The following is an 18,040-nucleotide window of genomic DNA, read 5'->3' on the forward strand; positions in this document are numbered from 1 at the left end:
TAGCTGCTTACAGGTTCAAAATCGCAGCCTGTGGCGTAACAAAAGAAAAGGTTTACGCAGCGAGATCTCTGTTGAGCGAGAGAGCCCCGCTGCAATTTGAACGATGTTGAGGGAGGTACTATGCAACGCAGGTTGTTCATGTTGCTTGGCATGATCATGTTTGCGATCCTCGCCTTGCCAGCGCATGCCCAGGACAACGCAACAATGACTGGAACAGTGCTCGATTCCTCCGGGGCTGTGGTCGCCAACGCAAATATCACACTGACAAATCCTTCGACGGGACAAACAAGAAATACAGTTTCGAATTCCGTCGGTATCTATGTGTTCGCAAACGTGGGGGTAGGAAGTTACACGCTCAGCGCCACAGCACCGGGCTTTCAGAAATACAACGCGACGAACATCATCGTGAACGTCGGTCAGACACTTAAAGTCGATGTGGGCCTACAGGTCGGGAGCGCCGGACAGACTGTGACCGTTCAGGCGAATGCGCTGCAGGTGCAATCGGAGACCAGCGAGTTAAGCACGCTGATCAGCGGCGAGCAGGTGGCGCAGCTGGCTACCAATGGACGAAATGTGACCGCGCTGGCTGCACTTGGCATGGGCGTTTCGAATAATCTCCCGTCTTTCAGCGGTGTCAATGCTCTAACGTCGGCGAATGGCATCAGCTTCAACGGTACCCGCACAAGCCATAACATCTACATGCTCGATGGAGGCGAACTGAATGACCGCGGTTGCGGTGGATGCTTCAGCTCTCTGCCTTCGATCGATGCGCTCTCGGAGTTTCAGACCCTGGACAGCAATTACGGTCCTGACTACGGCATCGGCTCCGGCGGTACCATCCTGATGGTGATTAAGTCGGGCACCAGTAAGTTCCATGGAGGGGCGTGGTACTTCAACCGCAACGAAGATTACGACGCGAATAACTACTTCACGAATCTTGCCGGGCAGGGGAGGCCGGAGTTCCGGTTGAATGAGCCGGGCTTTAATATCGGCGGGCCACTCTTCATTCCGCATGTGTACAACGAATCGAAAAACAGGACGTTTTTCTTTGTGAACGAAGAGTGGCGGCGCCTGATTCAGGGAAGTTCGCCCTCGATCGTGAACACCATCATGGCGGATAATTTCCCGGTGTCAGGGCAGTCTCTGGCCTACACCGTTCCTTCCGGTGGCAGCACGCCGATCGTTCCGGCGACTCAGGATCCGGCCAAGCTCGCGCTTTACACGCAGGATGGCCTGACGGCCGGCAGTGCGTTCCCGAACAACGTGATTCCGGCAAACCTGATCGATCAGAATGCAGTTCTGGAGATCAATGCTGGTACCTTTCCTAAGCCCAACCTGGGAACCGATCAGTACATCTCCTCGATTCCACAGCCGACGAATGTGCGCGAGGACGTCGTGCGCATCGATCATGCGATTACCAGCAAGGTGCAGCTGATGGGGCACTTCCTGCACGATGGGGTGTCGACATCGTTCTTCCCGCCGTTATGGCAAGGCGCCACGTATCCGACAGTGGGTACCGCGATGACGAATCCTTCCTACTCTTCGGTCATCAAGGTGACGGAGACGATCTCGTCGAACATGCTCAACGAGACCGGCTTCTACTACAGCGGCAACAAGATCACGCTGACGCCTGTCGATGGACCGGGAGGCTCCTTCGTTCAGCCCAGCGGATGGACTGCCACGACATTCTTTCCCGCGGCGGACAATGATCTGTCGCGTATGCCGCAGATCAACCTGGATGGCACTCCTCTGAACGTGCAGTGGAGTTCCGCATACTTCCCCTGGAAGAACGGGTATGAGGGCTTTGAGCCGCGCGATGATTTCTCGTGGACCAAGGGCGCGCACCAGATGAAGATGGGCTTCAGCTGGCTGCACGATTACAAAAATCAGCAGTTGCAGGCGAATACGCAGGGAACCGCGACCTTCAACTCGAGTAATTTCTCCGGCGACTCTTACATCAACTTCCTCTTGGGTGATGCATCGAGCTTCCAGCAATTGCAGTATCTGGCTGGCAAGCACTGGGTCAATAACAACTACGGCTTCTACTTCAACGACAACTGGCACGTAGTTCCGCGGTTGACGCTGAATCTCGGCCTGCGCTTCGATGGCATGCCGCACGCCTTCGAGCGTTATAACCAGTTCGCAAACTTCGTCCCTGCGGATTACAACACGTCTCTTGGTTATCCGCTGAACTCGGACGGCACACTGAACTCCAGCTACCTGACGACACAGGACGGCGAGTCGTTCTACCTCAACGGCATCCGCGAGGCCGGCGTAAATGGCTTCCCGCGTGGTGCTGTGGAGAACAAGTACTACACCTGGCAGCCACGTGTCGGTTTTGCACTGGATGTCTTCGGCAATGGCAAGACGGTATGGCGCGGCGGATTCGGTGCGTTCTATGAACGCGTTCAGGGCAACGATGTCTACAACGCAGCTCTGAATCCTCCCTTTGCTTATCAGCCGCAGGCGACGAACGTCTATTTCTCTGACCCCAACACCAGCGCGCTTACCGGAGAGACAACGTCGCAGACATTTCCTTCTACGTTGAATAGCATTCAGTATGATTATCGGCCGCCTGGAACGCTGATGTTCAGCATGGGCATCCAGCAGCAGCTGGCTCCTTCCGTGATTGCCGTGCTGCAATATGCGGGATCAATCGGCTGGGATCAGGACGACGATCGCTCCATCAACACGCTGCCTCTCAATGATCTTACGGACAGAGAAGGTGTGGCCAATGGCACGCTGAATGCGAACCTATACCGTATCTATCCCGGGTACAGCACCATCACGCAGGAAGAGAACCAGTCCAACTTCAGTTACCACTCCCTGCAGGCGGGTCTGCGCATGGAGAATAAGCATGGCCTGACCCTGCAGCTCGCCTACACGTACTCGCATGAGATCGACGAGGTGAGCAGCGATCTGAGCGGGCTCTCTAACCCCTTCAACACGGCCTATGATCGTGGCTCCGGTTCGCTCGATCGCAGGCACATCTTTAACGCAAACTACATCTACAGTCTCCCGTTCTTCCCTGCGGGGAGCAACAGGGCCGCTCACGCGGTTCTCGGCGGATGGCAGGTGTCCGGTGTCACGGTGGTCGAATCCGGCTCTCCGCAGCCGTTAACCTATACGGGTTCAGACACCCTGGGCCTCGGAGGTGGCACTACGAACCGTCCTGACCTGGTAGCCGCAGTGAACTACCCGAAGAAGCGCCTGGAGTGGTTCTCAACCAGTTCCTTCGCGAATCCGGTAGCGCCATGGAATGGCGGTGGCAATCAGGGATTCGGCAACGCAGGAAAGGATGCGGTGGTGTTGCCGGGCCTGTTCAACACAAATCTCTCGCTATTCAAGAGCTTTGCACTGGCACCAAACGAAAGAGCTATGCTGGAGCTTCGCTTCGAATCCTTTAATACCTTCAACCATACGGAGTTCAACGCGATCGATGCGAACACCGCCGATTCTAATTTCGGTCAGGTGACGGGCTCCTATGACGCACGTACCTTGCAGATGGGAGCCAAGATCAAATTCTGATTTGACTCCTGGCAAGCCTGATCAGGCGCTCCGGCTGCTTCAGCCTGGGCGCCTGATTTCTACAGACGCAAAGTTTTTCTGTCAGGGAGTGTACGGGAATCACAGCGGAGAAGTGATCTGGATCAGGGCTGTGCAGGGCCAGATGGATTCGCCAGTGCTGCCTTGCCGGATACCTTTTCAATCAGCGACTCATCGTCTTTCGCGTGGAGCGTGCGGGTCTTCGCAAATTCGGCCGCGGCTTTCTGTTGCTCGCCAAGAGCCTTGTATACGCGTGCGAGACGATAGTGCGCGTCTGGCTGGGATGGTTCCATTTGCTCGGCCTGAAGGAATGCGGTTAAAGCCTGTTGGTTCTTCTGCTGGTCTGCATAGACGCAGCCAAGATCGAAGTAGACCAGGCGCTGGTGCGGATCGTAACTCATGGCCTTGTTGAGATAGTCTTCAGCCGTTGCGTCGTCGTTGTTGTGGAGGGCGATATCTCCGAGATAGGTATACGCAAGTGCAGACTGAGGATTGATACGGAGCTCGCTGTTGAGTTCATCCGTTGCCTTGGCGTAATCGTGAGCGGTGTAATACAGGTAGCCGAGCTCGAAGTGGAGCAGAGGCTCGTCCGGCGCCGTGCGCTCCGCGGTCTGCAATTCAGTGATGGCTTCCGGCTTCTTATCCATGGCATCGTAAGCTTCGGCCAGCATCATGTGGGCCTGGACAGCATCTGGATTGATGTGCAGAATCTGCTGGAACTCGGTCAGCGCGCATGCATACTGCTTGCTCCACAGACAGCTTTTGGCAAGTACGCCGTGCAGCTCAAGATTATTGGGATCGGCCGCTGCCGCGCTGCGGAGAAAAGGAATGGCTTCTGGATAACGATGCAATCCGAAATAGGACATGCCCATAAGTACGGGGATGCGGTTGTCGTTCTGATGCTCGCTGCCGATGGATCGAAAGGCGGCAATCGCTTTATCGAAGTTGCCGAGCTTGAATTCTGCGAGACCAAGGTCGAGGTTCACGACGGGTTGATGCGCATGCAGTGCAAGCGAGCGCTGATATTCCACGATGGCCTCAGGAAGCCTGCCTTCGCGGGCCAGCGCAAGGCCAAGGCTCGCGTGTGCCGCGGCATTGCGTGGTTCCTGTGCGGTAAGCTGTCTCCACAGCGCCTCGGCCTCAACAAACCGGCCGGCCTGCATCATCGCCGTGGCATTCTGCGCAAGGTTCGTATCCTCGGCGCGAGTCTGCGGTGTTCCAGCATAGGCCGGCAGGATGGCGCAACTGAGCGCCAGAGCCCAGCCCCATGGGCGAATTGCATACGAGCTGACAGGTGTCGAGAGGTTCTGCTTCGACATGCGGGCCCTGGGCAACAGTTTCATCATCGTGAGTCTACTTGCCGGCGATGCTTCTGTCGCGCAGAAATTCGCAGCGTGAAAATCAAGTGCGCCAGATGTCATTTCCTGGAGCTATACTGCTCGTCGCGGTACGGACGGCTGACACCTCCGACGACTAGATCAACGTAAAACGAATTGCTTTGCCGCCAACCCACTTGTTGGAGAATGGAGAGTTTGCGTGCCTTACAAAATCGATTTAACCTGTATCGCTTCCTGGAAGACGATCTGCCTTCGCAGAGAGCGGAGCGGGAAGAGGATAGGCTTTCGATGCCACCTTGCTCCTGCCTTGCTGATCGTTGCAGGAGCATGTCTTGTTGCGCATGGGCAGAAAGCTGCTTATCTCGATACGAGCCTTCCTGCGGCTGAGCGCGCCGCAGATCTTGTGCATCGCATGACGCTGGGAGAAAAAGCTTCCCAGCTGGTCAATCAGGCGCGTGCCATTCCGCGGCTCAATGTCCCGTCCTACGACTGGTGGAGTGAGGCGTTGCATGGCGTGGCGGTGAAGGACGTCACCGAATTTCCGGAGCCGGTTGGGCTGGCTGCTACCTTCGACACGGATGCGATTCATCGCATGGCCGTCGTCATCAGTACGGAAGGCCGGATTAAATACGAGCAGGCAGTAAAGAAGAACGGCGGTCACAGCGATATCTTCCAGGGGCTGGATTTCTGGGCTCCGAATATCAACATCTTTCGTGATCCACGCTGGGGGCGCGGGCAGGAAACCTACGGGGAAGATCCTTTTCTAACTGCGGGCATGGGTGTGGCCTTCGTCACAGGAATGCAGGGAGACGACCCGCGGTATTACCGTGTTATTTCGACGCCGAAGCATTACGCCGTGCATTCCGGGCCGGAATCGACGCGCCACATCGCAGATGTGACGGTGAGCAAGCACGATGAGATCGATACCTATCTGCCGGCTTTCCGCGCCACGGTCACCGAAGCGAAGGCTGGGTCGGTGATGTGTGCGTATAACAGCATCAACGGCGAACCGGCATGTGCGAATCAGTTTTTGCTTGACGACCAGTTACGCGGAAAGTGGGCTTTTAACGGCTATGTTGTTTCTGACTGCGGCGCGGTTGTCGATATCTATCGCAATCATCACTTCAAGCCGTCGCAGCCCGAGTCTTCGGCGATCAGCCTGAAGCGGGGTATGGACAACGAGTGCGTAGACTTCACCTTCAAGGTGAAGGACGATCACGACTACAAGCCTTATCTCGATGCGGTGAAACAGGGATATCTCAAGGAAAGCGATATCGATACCGCGCTCGTCCGTCTCTTTACTGCTCGCATCAGACTCGGGATGTTCGATCCGCCGTCAATGGTGCCATATACGAAGATCGATGAGAGCGAACTCAACAGCGCTGCGCATCGCGAGCTTGCGCGCAAAATTGCGGATGAGTCGATGGTGCTGCTCAAGAACGATGGAACGCTGCCCCTGAAGACGAGCGGCATCAGGCTTGCGGTGATTGGCCCCATCGCGGAGCAGACGAAAGTCCTGCTGGGCAATTACAACGGCACTCCGACGCATACGGTCTCCATTCTCGAGGGGCTACGCAAGGAGTTTGCCGGCGCCACGATTCAGTATGAGGCGGGAACGCAGTTCTTGAGTCACGATGCGGACCCGGTTCCTGCCTCCGCGCTGACGCATGATGGCAAGCCTGGTGTGGAGGTTAGCTATTCGAAGCTCGACATGAGCGACATCAACAGCCTTGCAGCAACGAAGCCTCTGGCCACGAGCACAGTTCCATCGATCGATGCAGCTTCGGAACCTCTCCCCGCTGCAGTTGCCGACGTGCATCCGCTCTCCATCCGCTGGGACGGCATGATTACCGCACCCGAGACCGGAGATTACAACCTCGGACTGAAGGCTGCCGGGTTCTTCCGCATCCGCGTGGACGGCAAAGATGTGACCTCTTCCTACGAAGGCGATCCGCATGAGGCCAAGCTTGGCCGTGTGCATCTCGAAGCCAATAAACCTTCCGCGCTTCACGTGGAATACACACCGCCGGAAAGCGGGAATGCCGCGGCCCAGCTGGTCTGGGGCAGGGTCGATCTCCGTCCACAGCCGGCAGCGATCGAAGCAGCGAAGCATGCCGATGTTGTAGTCGCTGTGCTGGGCATTAGCAGTGAGCTTGAGGGAGAAGAGATGCAGGTGAGCGAGCCGGGCTTCAAGGGTGGCGACCGTACCAGCATCAATTTGCCAAAGCCGGAGGAGGATCTGCTCGAAGCGCTTGTGGCTACGGGCAAGCCTGTGGTGCTGGTGCTTACAAACGGCAGCGCGCTTGCTGTGAACTGGGCCAATCAGCACGCAAATGCCATCCTCGATGCGTGGTATCCGGGCGAAGAGGGTGGAACCGCAGTGGCTGAAACCTTGTCGGGCAGGAACAACCCTGCGGGACGGCTGCCTGTCACCTTCTACACAGGGATCGATCAACTCCCACCCTTCGAGAACTATGCGATGAAGGGACGTACATATCGCTACTTTGAAGGTAAGCCGCTTTATCCCTTTGGCTATGGTCTGAGTTACACCACGTTTGCTTATCGAGACCTGAAGCTGCCATCGAGTGCGGTAGATGCAGGACAGCCGATGACCGCTGAAGTCACGGTGAGCAATACAGGACAAGTACCGGGGGATGAGGTGGCACAACTCTATCTCTCGTTCCCGGATGTGAAGGGAGCTCCGATTCGCGCGCTACGCGGCTTCGAGCGGGTGCATCTGGATGCGGGGGAATCAAAGATCGTGCAGTTTCATCTTCGGCCCCGTGACCTGAGCATGGTGACCGAAGCCGGGGAGCCCATCATTGCCGAGGGGAAATACACGGTCTCGGTTGGAGGAGGTCAGCCGGACACAACTGCACCGACAGTCAGTGGAGCCTTTGAGGTGAAGGGAAGCGTCACGCTGCCGGAATAGCATCCATGTTGCTTCGTATCACGACCCTGCTTCTCTTCAAAAGGAGCAGGGCCGTAGTTATGATGCGGTCATTCTGTTGGAGCGGAGTGCTACTGGTTGCGCAGTGCAATCATCGGCTCTACTCCGGCTGCTCGGCGTGCCGGTACAACCGAGGCGACGAGCGCAGCCAGCGCGAGCAGAATGGTTGCGCTGACCAGCATCAGGGGATCCCAGGGGCTGACGCCGAACAACTGGTCGGTCATGAGCTTGCCGGCAAGGATCGCCAGGGGGATGCCGAGCCCCAGCCCGATGCCGACCTGCCAGGAAGCACTGCGCAGTACCATGCCGACGACGTCGCGCCGATTCGCTCCCAGCGCCATGCGAAGCCCGATCTCGCTGGTGCGTTGTTCGACGGTATAGGCCATGACGCCGTACAGGCCGACAGCGGCGAGAATCAGGCCAAGCACGCCGAAGAGTGTAGTCAGGGTTGCGATCATATTCTGCTGCTGGAAGTCGGCGCTTACGATCTTGTCGTAAGAGTCAACGTCGTAGAGCACGAGATTCGGATCGACGTCGGCGAGCGCCTTGCGCACCTTTTCGGCAAAGCCAGGAGGATCGCCAGGCGCCCAGAGAACGATGTTATAGAGGAAATGTGACCACCGCTCGCCATCAGTGAAGACTGGATCGTCGTATTGCGCGGTCTGCGTCTCCGCGGGCCAGAACATCGGCCCAACAGCGCTCTTATAGTCCCAGGTCATGTAGCGTATGTCCCGTACTACGCCGACAATCTCGTAGGTGTTGGCGTATTTCAGCCGATCGATGCCGAAATGCTGACCGATAGGATTCTGGTTCTTGAAGAACTTCTTGGCAAAGGCCTGGTTGATCACGGCGACATTGCGCGTAGCGGTGGTGTCCTGCTCGCTGAGGGAACGGCCGAGCAGGATCTTCGCGCCGATGGTTTCAAAGAAGCCGGGCTCCACGCGAGCCCACCCGGCGCTGGTATCCTCCTTGGCATTCGGCTCCGGCCTGCCTTCGATACGGATGCCTTCATTCCAGCTGTCACCGGTCATGGGTGCATAGAGTGCCGGAGCGACCATGCGTACTCCGGGAATCTGTTTCATCCGGTCGTCGATACGGCGGAAGAGCGGTTCCATCTGCTCCGGCGTGTATGTGCTCAGGCTGGGATTGATCGAGGCGATGTAGCGGCCCCGGGTGTCGAAGCCGAAATCCTGGTGTTCAAGATTGCGGAGGCTCTGTGCGAGCAGGGCCGCAGCAGAGAGCAATACCAGGGACATCGCCGCCTGAACAATGACCAACGACTTTTGCACCCAGGTGCGGCCTCCGCCAACCGAGCGGTTCGCTCCACGCAGGGCTTCGACGGGGTCCGCATGTGAGGTCATCCACGCGGGCGCGGTGCCAAAGAGGATGCCGGTAAGGATAGAGATGCCGAGCGCAAAGAGCAGCACGGGCCAGGAAGGCGCTGCGCTGACTGGTACGTAGTTATCCGGACCGCCGACTTCAAAGGCCAGATAGAGGATGAGCCGCGTTCCCCCATAGGCCACAACAATGCCGAAGATTCCGCCGATGAGTGCCAGCAGGACACTCTCGACCAGCGCCTTGCGCACCAGGCGCATGCGAGATGCACCCAGGGCGACCCGCACCGAGATCTGGGCGCGCTCTTTGAGGCCGCGTGCAAGCATCAGATTGGCGAGGTTGCTGCAGGCTACCAGCAGCACGCATGCGGCCGCGATCAGCAGCAGCTTGAGTCCGTCCTGGTATGCATCCCGCATGTCCGCTACCCCAGCTCCGCCCGGCGTCAGGTGCAGGGTCTGCTGCTGCCAGAGCTGTTTCTCGCCGGGCTCCATGTCGGAGACATGGCTGGCGAGCCAATCATGTAACTCGACTTTCAACTTGGCGTCGAGTCGTTGCGTATTCGTCCCGGGGCGCACCCGGCCGAGAAGATCGAGATAGTTGGAGTTCGCCCGTTTCAGGTGCGAGACCGCTCCGTTGAGCGTGTTTTCCGAGGTCAGCGGAAGCCAGAAATCGGGCATGCCGTAGCCGGAGAGCTTACCTCCATAGAAGCCTGGAGGAGTGATCCCGATGACAGTGAAGGGGTGACCGTTGATCTGATAAATGGAGCCGACGACGGCAGGATTGGAGCCATATTTCTGCTGCCAGATGCGATAGCTCATTACCGTGACGAGAGGCGCGCCGTCCTGATCGTCGGCATCGGTCATCAGGCGACCGATCCAGGGCTGAATGCCGAAGGTGCGGAAGAAATTACCGGAGACGTATTCTCCATTGCGCGTATCGGCCTGCGATTTCGAGCCGGCGGGCCTGACTCCGAGCGGCGCGTTGCCAGCCTGCAGCGCGGCCAGATCGGTGAACTCCGGGGTGTGCTGGCGGAAGGTATGGTAGGCCTCCCAGGAAAAGAGCGCGAAGTCGCCATCGCCGCCCTGTGTATAGCCGCCCCAGTTACAGCAGCGGTTCTTGTCCCCGATGCGCCAGAGCTCTTCCGGCTTGGTCACAGGCAGCGATTTGAGCATGACCTGCTGCACCAGGGTGAAGATAGCGGTGGTGGCTCCGATACCCAAAGCCAGGGTGATGACTGCCGTGGCTGTAAAGCCAGGGGCTTTTCGCAATTGCCGCAGCGCGTCGCGCAGATCCGCCAGCATACACACTCTCCCGGAGTGACCTTAGAGCCTGTTATGAACTTTCCCGCGGCGGACGCTGGGAGCCAATTTTTACGAGATCGAGGAGCGAGTTGCGACGGATATCGGGCCATATCCTAGCAGCGAGCGACGAAGAGGTCGGGAAAATTTGCCCCAGCCCCCTGAAAATGGATATTGGGGGTTGCGGGGAAAATCGGCCCATACTTCGTTGTCGTCCTCGCCTAGAAATAGCCTATGTCTTCGTCCTCCGCCTCGTCTCGGCCGATTTTCCCGCGCAACGCCGCTTGCGCGAAAGTTCATAACAGGCTCTAGCGGCCGGTTCCCGAAAGTACGCAGGCTGGAGGTGCTCTGTTCCGTGAAAAAGATGTCCCTTAAAGTTTTCTTGACTGAGAGGAGGCAGAAGTCACGCTGATCGCGTCCAGTTTTACTGAAACGATGCGAGAATATCGTCTATTCCGCACGCAATGATTCTGTAGGGTGAATCGATGCGGCCCGACGCGCAGGGATGAAACTGGCAAGGAGAGTTGCTGCGAAGAGCGCCGATATAACCCAGAACCAGGTGCCGGGGTCCCATGGGCGCACCTCGAAAAGCATGCTCTTAAGGAACATCCCTGCGGCAATGGATCCCAACAGGCCGCCGGTCAGACCCAGGCAGGCAAGCCAGAATGCTTCATGGAGTACAAGCTTGTAAATCGAGGATCGCTGTGCTCCAAGAGCAATCCGCAGGCCGATTTCGCGTGTGCGTCTACCGACGGAATAGGCGACCACGCCATACAGTCCGACCGTCCCAAGCAGAAGCGCCAGCAGGGCGAAGCCGGTAACCAGCGAAGCCGCAGAACGGTGCAGATAGGCGGACTGTGAATTGTCGATCCTGTCCTGCATCGTGTCTTCGCCGTCTGTGATCAGGCCAGGATCAATCTGGTGCACCGCTGTTTCGATGGCATGCAGAGCCGTCCTCGGAGCGTAAGTGGTGCGCACGGTGATGTAAAAGTCATTGATCGGAATCTGCCGGAATGGGCTATACACAGCAGCCACGCGGGTCATGTCCAGGGGCCCGTCCTTGAGATCATCGATCACGCCGACAATCTCATAGGGGTGCTCGGGGTCGTATTGATCGATCAGGCGCTGTCCGATGGGGTTCTGTCCCGGGAACTCGAGCGCCGCCATCGTCTGATTAATGATGACGACACGGGGCCTCGAAGCGTCGTCGGCTTCGATAAAGTAGCGTCCATGCAGCAATCGCGCCTGCAGCGTCTCAAAATATCCGGTGCCCGCTATAAGGCTGAGAGCTTCGTCCCCCAGGCCGTTATAGGCGCGTCCGAAGACACGAAAGTGTCCAAAGGCAGCTTTAAAGGACTCATCGCCTCCCACTGCGAGTAACCCGGAAGAACCAATCGATGTGATGCCGGGCAAGTGCGTGACCTGATCGATCACTTTATGCTCGAGCGAAATCTGTTGGGCGTCGGTTGGATTCCCCGGCCGCGCGATATGCAATACCGCCAGATGATCAGGGCGAAGACCGAGGTCGCTGTGGAGCAGTCGATAGAAACTCTTGGCCAGAAGGCCGGCGCTGGTGAGCATGATGACCGTAATCATGAGCTCGACCACAACAAGACTCGTCCCGACTCTCCGCCAGCTTCTATCCGCAGCTCCGCGGCCTCCCTCTGAGAGCCCTTGACGCATGCTTGTAAATCTCAGTTGTGCGATCGGAGCCAGGGTGAAGAGCAGAGCACCGAGCGCCATCGCCAGCAATGCAACGCCAAACACGTGCCAGCCGAGATTGAGATGTTCCAGATACGGCATCGAGCTGAGCATCGGACGGGGAATCAGGCCTAGCATGAGACGGATCAATACCACGTCCAAGGACAGGCCGAGCAGACCTCCCGCGATTGCCAATACGGATCCTTCGACTGCGAATTGCCGCAGGAGACGGATATGAGACGCGCCAAGCGCGCCGCGTACTGCGATCTCTCTTTTTCGGGCCTCAGCCCGAACAATCAGCAGGCTGAAGATGTTCACGTATCCGATGAGGGCCAGTAGCAGCGCCCCGCTCAGTAGTGCAAGAAAGGTCGGCCGGATGTCGCCAAGAATGAGATGCGTGAGAGGCAGGACCGTAGCACCTCGATCACGATTGGAGGTGGGGAAGGCGAGCGCGATTTGCTTTGCCAGTATGTCGATATCGGCAGCGGCTGTCGGCAGTGAAATGCCAGGCTTCAGACGCGCAATGCCGTAGTACGGATAACAGAACCGGTTATCGGCGCAAAGCCCATGAATGGTCTTCCAGAACTCTGCGGATCCAACCGGGGCGAAGTGAAAGTCGGGAGGAAGCACTCCAATGATCTGATAGGCGGCGCCGTCCATCTCGACAGTGCTACCTATCACGGCCTTATCTGCTCCAAAGCGATGCTGCCATGTTTGATAACTCAGGATTGCAGTCTGTGGCGCGCTTGCCAGGTCTTCTCCCGTCCTGAAGTCGCGGCCGAGGAATGGCGATACACCAAGCGTCTTAAAAAAGCCGTCGCTGACAGATGCGACCGATATCTCTTCCATCCCGGTCTGATTCTTCAACGTAACGCGTTCGGGGCGATACACGTTGAGCGAGCTGAAAACATGATTGTGTGCCTTCCATGCCTGATAGTCGGGGAACGATAAGTGAAATCGATCGCCAACGGAGGGGCGCTCAAAAAGAGCTACCAGCCGAGACGGCTGGTGATAAGGCAGCGGTTTGATGAAGGCTGCATCGACAAAGGCAAAAATGGTCGTGCTTGCCGCGACGCCAAAGGCAAAGACGACGATGGCAGTCATTGTGAAGCTGGGGCTGCGGCGCAGCTGGCGCAAGGCAAAGCGAAGATCGTGGAACAGGTCCTCGAGCAGGCGCGTCCCGCGGGCATCGCGGCACTCCTGGCGTACCTGTTCCATGCCGCCGATTGCAATCTGGGCACGACGTTTCGCTTCTGCGGGGCTCGCGCCACGGGCCATATGCTTCTTGATCTCATGCTCGAGGTGAAATTGCAGCTCTTCATCCAACTCGTTCTCGACGCGCTGGCGGCTGATAAGGGAGCGGAGGCGATAGATCAGGTCAGTCAGCATCGGTATCTCTATGCAAGGGTTAGGATGTGCTCGACAGCGGTCGTCAGTTTGCGCCAGGCAGCAGTTTCATTCGCAAGCTGCTTCCGTCCTGTTGCACTCAATTCGTAATACTTGGCGCGGCGATTGTTTTCGCTGGTTGCCCAGTTCGCTTTGATCCATCCGCGACGTTCCAGGCGGTGCAGTGCAGGGTACAACGAGCCCTGCTGCACCTGTATTACGTCGTGGGACAGCTGCTGTAGCCGCTCTGAAATAGCCCATCCGTGCATCGGTTCGAGAGCGATCGCCTTGAGGATCAAAAAATCGAGGGTGCCTTGCGGAAGCTCGATACGTTTTTCTGTCACCATTTCTTACCCTTTTACTTCGACAGGAATAGGGTATCGAATCTGTTGTCGAAGTGCAAGGGGAGAAGTCGTCCCCGCATGCGCCAAGGCTCTCGTTGATTTCAGCCTGTTAAAAAAAATACGGCCCCGATCTTGGATCGAGGCCGCGTCGCTTTCTGCAAAAGCTGTTTACAGGAACAGTTTTTCCTCTGTGCTGCGTGTGTTACTTCGCCTGGCGCCCCTTTGCGGTGGGTGGAGGCGGAGGTGTGTGCGGACGCGCGCGGCCGGTTGCGATCTCGAGAAAGGCATGCGCGGCGCGGGTCAGTGTCTTATCCTTGCGGAAGACGAGTGCCAGTTCACGGCTGAGACGAACCCCCTCGAGACGGATGATCTGAACAAGGCCGGCTTTTTCGTCTACGGTGACATTGGTGCGGGGGAGAAAGCCCATGCCGAGGCCGGCAATGATCAGGCGCTTGAGCAGCTCGCTGGACTCGACCTCCATGGCCACGCGAGGATTCACATCATAGCTGCGGAAAAGGTCTTCGATGAGCTCGCGCTGGCGTCCCTGCTTGGGCAGCAGAAGCTGGTGCTGGAGAATCTCGGGAAACTTTACGGAATCGCGCGCGGCCAGGGAGTGATTCTTGGGCGCGACGAGAACCAGCTCGTCGCGATGAATCGGATCGACTGTGAGGCGAGGGTCTTTCAGCGGCAGCGAAACGATGCCGAAATCGACTTCGCGGTTGAGAACGGATTCAAGGGTACGCGCACGGTCGGCGCGGACAATACTGAGGCCCACGCGCGAATACTGGCGCTTGAACTGGGCAAAGACGCTGGGCAGCACGTAAAGGCTGGTGGCTTCATTCGCGGAGACGGAGATCTCGCCGCGGGGCGAGCGGTGCAACTCGCCGATGGTCACCATGATGTGGTTGTGAATCTGCAGGCAGTGCTCGGCGAAGGGCTCGAAGACCTTGCCAGCGGCCGTGAAGGTGACCTTGCCGCCGTCGCGATCGAACAGACGCGCTCCTACCTCGTTCTCAAGGGTGCGAATCTGCGCCGAGATGGCCGGCTGAGTGACCATCAGCTTCTCTGCAGCGCGGGAGAAGCTGCGCAGGCGGCAGACTTCCAGAAACGTACGCAGTTGCTCAAAATCCATGCCTGGGTCGCATCCTCTTCCGCGAGGAAATCCGGTCCAGCGACACTTCAGGGACGGACAACAGGTGCGTTGCCAGGGGGAGTCGTGGGCAGATCTCTCGCTTGCAAAAGTTAGTGCAAGCATAAAGAAAAGTTTTACAGATGGAAAGGGACGGGCCATCCAGGCGGTGCGCTTCTTACCCGTGTTTGCTGGATGGTCGCTTCCTATGATCGTGGGTGGAATGTGGGTGCGAAGGGAAAATAACACGCCCCACGCTTGCGCATGGGGCGTATGTGGCTTCCGTTTGCGGCCGATTAAGCCTTGGCCGCTTCCAGGTCGATGGTGGACTGGAAATAATCGAGGCTGAGGCGAAGGCCGGTCTCGAGGTCGATCTTCGGCTCCCAGCCGAAAAGGCGCTGCGCCTTGGAGATATCCGGTTTGCGCTGCATGGGGTCGTCCTGCGGCAGCGGACGATAGACGATCTTGCTCTTCGATCCGGTTACCTTGAGCACGGCATGAGCGCACTCGAGGATGGTCCACTCGTGCGGGTTGCCGATGTTGACCGGGGTGTGCTCATCGGAGCGTGAGAGGCCGAGAATGCCGGCGATCTCATCTGCGACGTAGCAGAAGCTGCGTGTCTGGTCGCCTTCGCCATAGACCGTCAGGTCTTCACCTTTGAGAGCCTGGACGACGAAGTTAGAGATCACGCGGCCATCGTTCTTCTGCAGGCGCGGCCCATAGGTATTGAAGATGCGGACCAGGCGTGTATCGACATTGTAGTAGCGGTGATAAGCCATGGTCAGGGCTTCAGAGAAGCGCTTGGCCTCGTCATAGACCGAGCGTGGACCGATGGGGTTCACATTGCCCCAGTAGTCCTCGGTCTGCGGATGAACCGCCGGATCGCCGTAGCACTCGGAGGTAGAGGCGTGAAGGAACTTTGCGCCGTACTTCTTCGCTACCTCGAGGGCGTTGCGGGTTCCGTCGGAGCCGACCGCAAGCGTCTCCACGCCGAGGCGGGAGTAGTCGACCGGACTGGCCGGCGATGCGAAGTTGAAGACGTATTCGACGGCGCCGGGATCGAAAGCCCGGCAAATATCGAGTTCGCGGAACTCGAAGCGGGACTCATTCTCGAGATGACGAAGATTCGCGAGTGAGCCGGTGCAAAGATTGTCTACGCCGATGATGCTGTTGCCATCGGCAAGCAGGGCATCGGCAAGGTGAGATCCTAGAAAACCGGCGACTCCGGTGATGAGTATGCGCATGGGCTCTTTTGTGAAACCTGATCGAAAATATGGTGTACGTTGGCACGGCGGCGAGGGCGCTCGTGGAAGGGGGAGCGAAAGATCAGGGGTGTTTCTTCTATTGAGTGTAAGAAACGGGCGGAGAAAGAGCAATCACGGAACATCCTGCTGGGCGGCATGACAAGCAGGACTATGGCAGGCTGAAGACATGCGGTTGCGTCAGGAAGATGTTCGAAGGCTGGCCGAAGAGGCTGGTTTTACGCTCGGCGGGGTGGCCGCTGTGCCGGCTGCGGACTCTGCGCAATCCGCGGAGGAGCGGCAGCGATTCGAACAGTGGATTGCAGCCGGATCGGCCGGCGAGATGGAGTATCTGAAACGCCGCAACGAGTCGGGCGACCTGTTGCGTAGCTCCGTACGAGCGGTGTTCCCATGGGCGAAGTCGGTGATCGTGTGTGCGGCGAACTACAACGGTGCGGCCGTGCGTTCTCTCGACCCCACGTCCTCAGACCGGGGCTGGATCGCGCGGTATGCATGGTCTGGCCAGCCAGGCAGCGAAGACGGGCAGTTGCGGCCATCGGATTATCACAAGGTGTTGCTAAAGCGCCTGAACGGGATGGAAGCGCGATTGAGGGAAGAGTGCGGCGCGGAGTTTGAATCGCGCGCCTTTGTCGATACAGGCCCAATCGTCGAACGCGTCTATGCGCGCTATGCAGGGCTGGGCTGGACAGGGAAGAATACCTGTCTCATCAGCCAGGGAAAGGGCTCCTGGCACTTTCTATGCGTGCTGCTGACCTCGCTTGAGGTCGAAGAGGAGCAGCTTGCGGTGATGGCTCCGGATCGTTGCGGCAGCTGCACGCGCTGCATCGACGCCTGCCCGACGGACGCATTGACGCCGTACCGGATGGATGCCTCTCGCTGCATCGCATATCTCACCATTGAGAAGCGTGGAGTCATCGAAGCGGGTGACGGCGCGGTGGATTTGCGCGAGGGAATCGGGCGAAATGTCTTTGGCTGCGATATCTGCCAGGAGGTGTGCCCATGGAATCGCAAAGCACTGCCAGCTGATGACACAGAGCTGACGACGCGGCAGGAGCTGGTGAATCCGGCGCTGGACTGGCTGGCTGCGATGACCGAAGCGGACTTTGGTGCGTGGTTCTATGGTTCGCCGGTGAAGCGTGCAAAGTACGAAGGTTTCCGTCGCAACCTGGCGATCGCAATGGGCAATAGCCGAAGACAGGAATACGCGATGATCCTGCGCGTTTGGGCGCAGGAAGAAGATGCCGGGTTGCGCAGCGCGGCGGAATGGGCCTTGCAGAAACTCCAGGCCGAGATACATACGGCCTCCTGAAAATCAGGAGGCCGCAAAAGGATTAGGACGGGTTTCAAACCCGATAAAAGATAAATTCGGGTGTTGGGGGAAGAAACCTGGACGAAACTGACATTCCCTCCGCTTTCGCGGCCTGGATCAGTTGCCGCGGACGACGTTGGCAGCGTTCAGTCCCTTGGGACCCTGCTGACACTCGAACTCGACGGCTTCGCCCTCGTTCAGGGTCTTATAGCCAGTGTCCTGGATGGCGGAGAAATGAACGAAAACATCCTCCCCCGTGGACCGCTGGATAAACCCATAGCCTTTTGCGCCGTTGAACCACTTCACTACGCCATGTTCCTTCACATCGACTCCTTCGGTTGTGCAGAACAGTCATGCGTGGGCAACAAAGCCCGGGAGACACGGGTGGGATGATCGCCATAGGTTGCTGGCAATGCAGCCGCGTATCTCAGGTGGGCGGTGTT

Annotated in this window: 10 protein-coding genes; 3 read left to right on the plus strand and 7 right to left on the minus strand. The window is 58.0% G+C overall.

Annotated elements, in window-relative coordinates:
* The first annotated feature begins 120 nt into the window (after nt 1-120).
* The gene (locus ESZ00_RS19505) at nt 121-3,528 is read left to right on the plus strand and encodes a TonB-dependent receptor (RefSeq protein WP_129210091.1); all 3,408 of its coding nucleotides are present in this window, start codon (nt 121-123) and stop codon (nt 3,526-3,528) included.
* Between the two features lie 122 nt (nt 3,529-3,650).
* On the opposite strand, the gene ESZ00_RS19510 is transcribed toward ESZ00_RS19505, so the two are convergent.
* Nucleotides 3,651-4,892, minus strand: coding sequence for a tetratricopeptide repeat protein (locus ESZ00_RS19510; protein ID WP_229740841.1), 1,242 nt, complete (start codon nt 4,890-4,892; stop codon nt 3,651-3,653).
* A 298-nt stretch (nt 4,893-5,190) separates the two neighbouring features.
* Between ESZ00_RS19510 and ESZ00_RS19515 the strand changes: the two genes are divergently transcribed.
* On the plus strand, nt 5,191-7,815 hold the full coding sequence (locus ESZ00_RS19515; RefSeq protein ID WP_229740840.1) for a glycoside hydrolase family 3 C-terminal domain-containing protein: 2,625 nt from the start codon (nt 5,191-5,193) through the stop codon (nt 7,813-7,815).
* Between the two features lie 89 nt (nt 7,816-7,904).
* Here the strand turns inward: ESZ00_RS19515 and ESZ00_RS19520 are convergent, their stop codons facing one another.
* The 5 genes from ESZ00_RS19520 to ESZ00_RS19540 all read right to left on the minus strand — a co-directional run bounded on the left by ESZ00_RS19520 (nt 7,905) and on the right by ESZ00_RS19540 (nt 16,270).
* Nucleotides 7,905-10,469 (minus strand): ABC transporter permease, encoded by a 2,565-nt coding sequence (locus tag ESZ00_RS19520; protein ID WP_129210092.1) that lies wholly within the window; start codon nt 10,467-10,469, stop codon nt 7,905-7,907.
* 447 nt (nt 10,470-10,916) lie between these two features.
* Entirely contained in the window at nt 10,917-13,556 is a 2,640-nt protein-coding gene (locus tag ESZ00_RS19525) for an ABC transporter permease (protein ID WP_129210093.1), read from the minus strand.
* Between the two features lie 8 nt (nt 13,557-13,564).
* Complete coding sequence (locus ESZ00_RS19530; protein WP_129210094.1) at nt 13,565-13,900, minus strand: PadR family transcriptional regulator; 336 nt, start codon at nt 13,898-13,900, stop codon at nt 13,565-13,567.
* Between the two features lie 199 nt (nt 13,901-14,099).
* Complete coding sequence (locus ESZ00_RS19535) at nt 14,100-15,029, minus strand: LysR family transcriptional regulator (RefSeq protein ID WP_129210095.1); 930 nt, start codon at nt 15,027-15,029, stop codon at nt 14,100-14,102.
* Nucleotides 15,030-15,322: 293 nt separating this feature from the next.
* On the minus strand, nt 15,323-16,270 hold the full coding sequence (locus tag ESZ00_RS19540) for a UDP-glucuronic acid decarboxylase family protein (RefSeq protein ID WP_129210096.1): 948 nt from the start codon (nt 16,268-16,270) through the stop codon (nt 15,323-15,325).
* Between the two features lie 187 nt (nt 16,271-16,457).
* On the opposite strand from ESZ00_RS19540, the gene queG reads away from it, so the two are divergent.
* A complete protein-coding gene (queG, locus tag ESZ00_RS19545; RefSeq protein ID WP_129210097.1) occupies nt 16,458-17,597 on the plus strand; it encodes a tRNA epoxyqueuosine(34) reductase QueG in 1,140 nt (379 codons plus the stop codon).
* Nucleotides 17,598-17,714: 117 nt separating this feature from the next.
* Here queG and ESZ00_RS19550 read toward each other — a convergent pair whose 3' ends face one another.
* Nucleotides 17,715-17,921 carry a cold-shock protein gene (locus ESZ00_RS19550; RefSeq protein WP_129210098.1) on the minus strand — a complete coding sequence of 69 codons (207 nt, stop codon included), beginning with the start codon at nt 17,919-17,921 and terminating at the stop codon, nt 17,715-17,717.
* Between the last annotated feature and the right edge of the window lie 119 nt (nt 17,922-18,040).

This window comes from Silvibacterium dinghuense, from assembly GCF_004123295.1.
In the GTDB taxonomy this organism is placed as follows: Bacteria; Acidobacteriota; Terriglobia; order Terriglobales; family Acidobacteriaceae; genus Silvibacterium; species Silvibacterium dinghuense.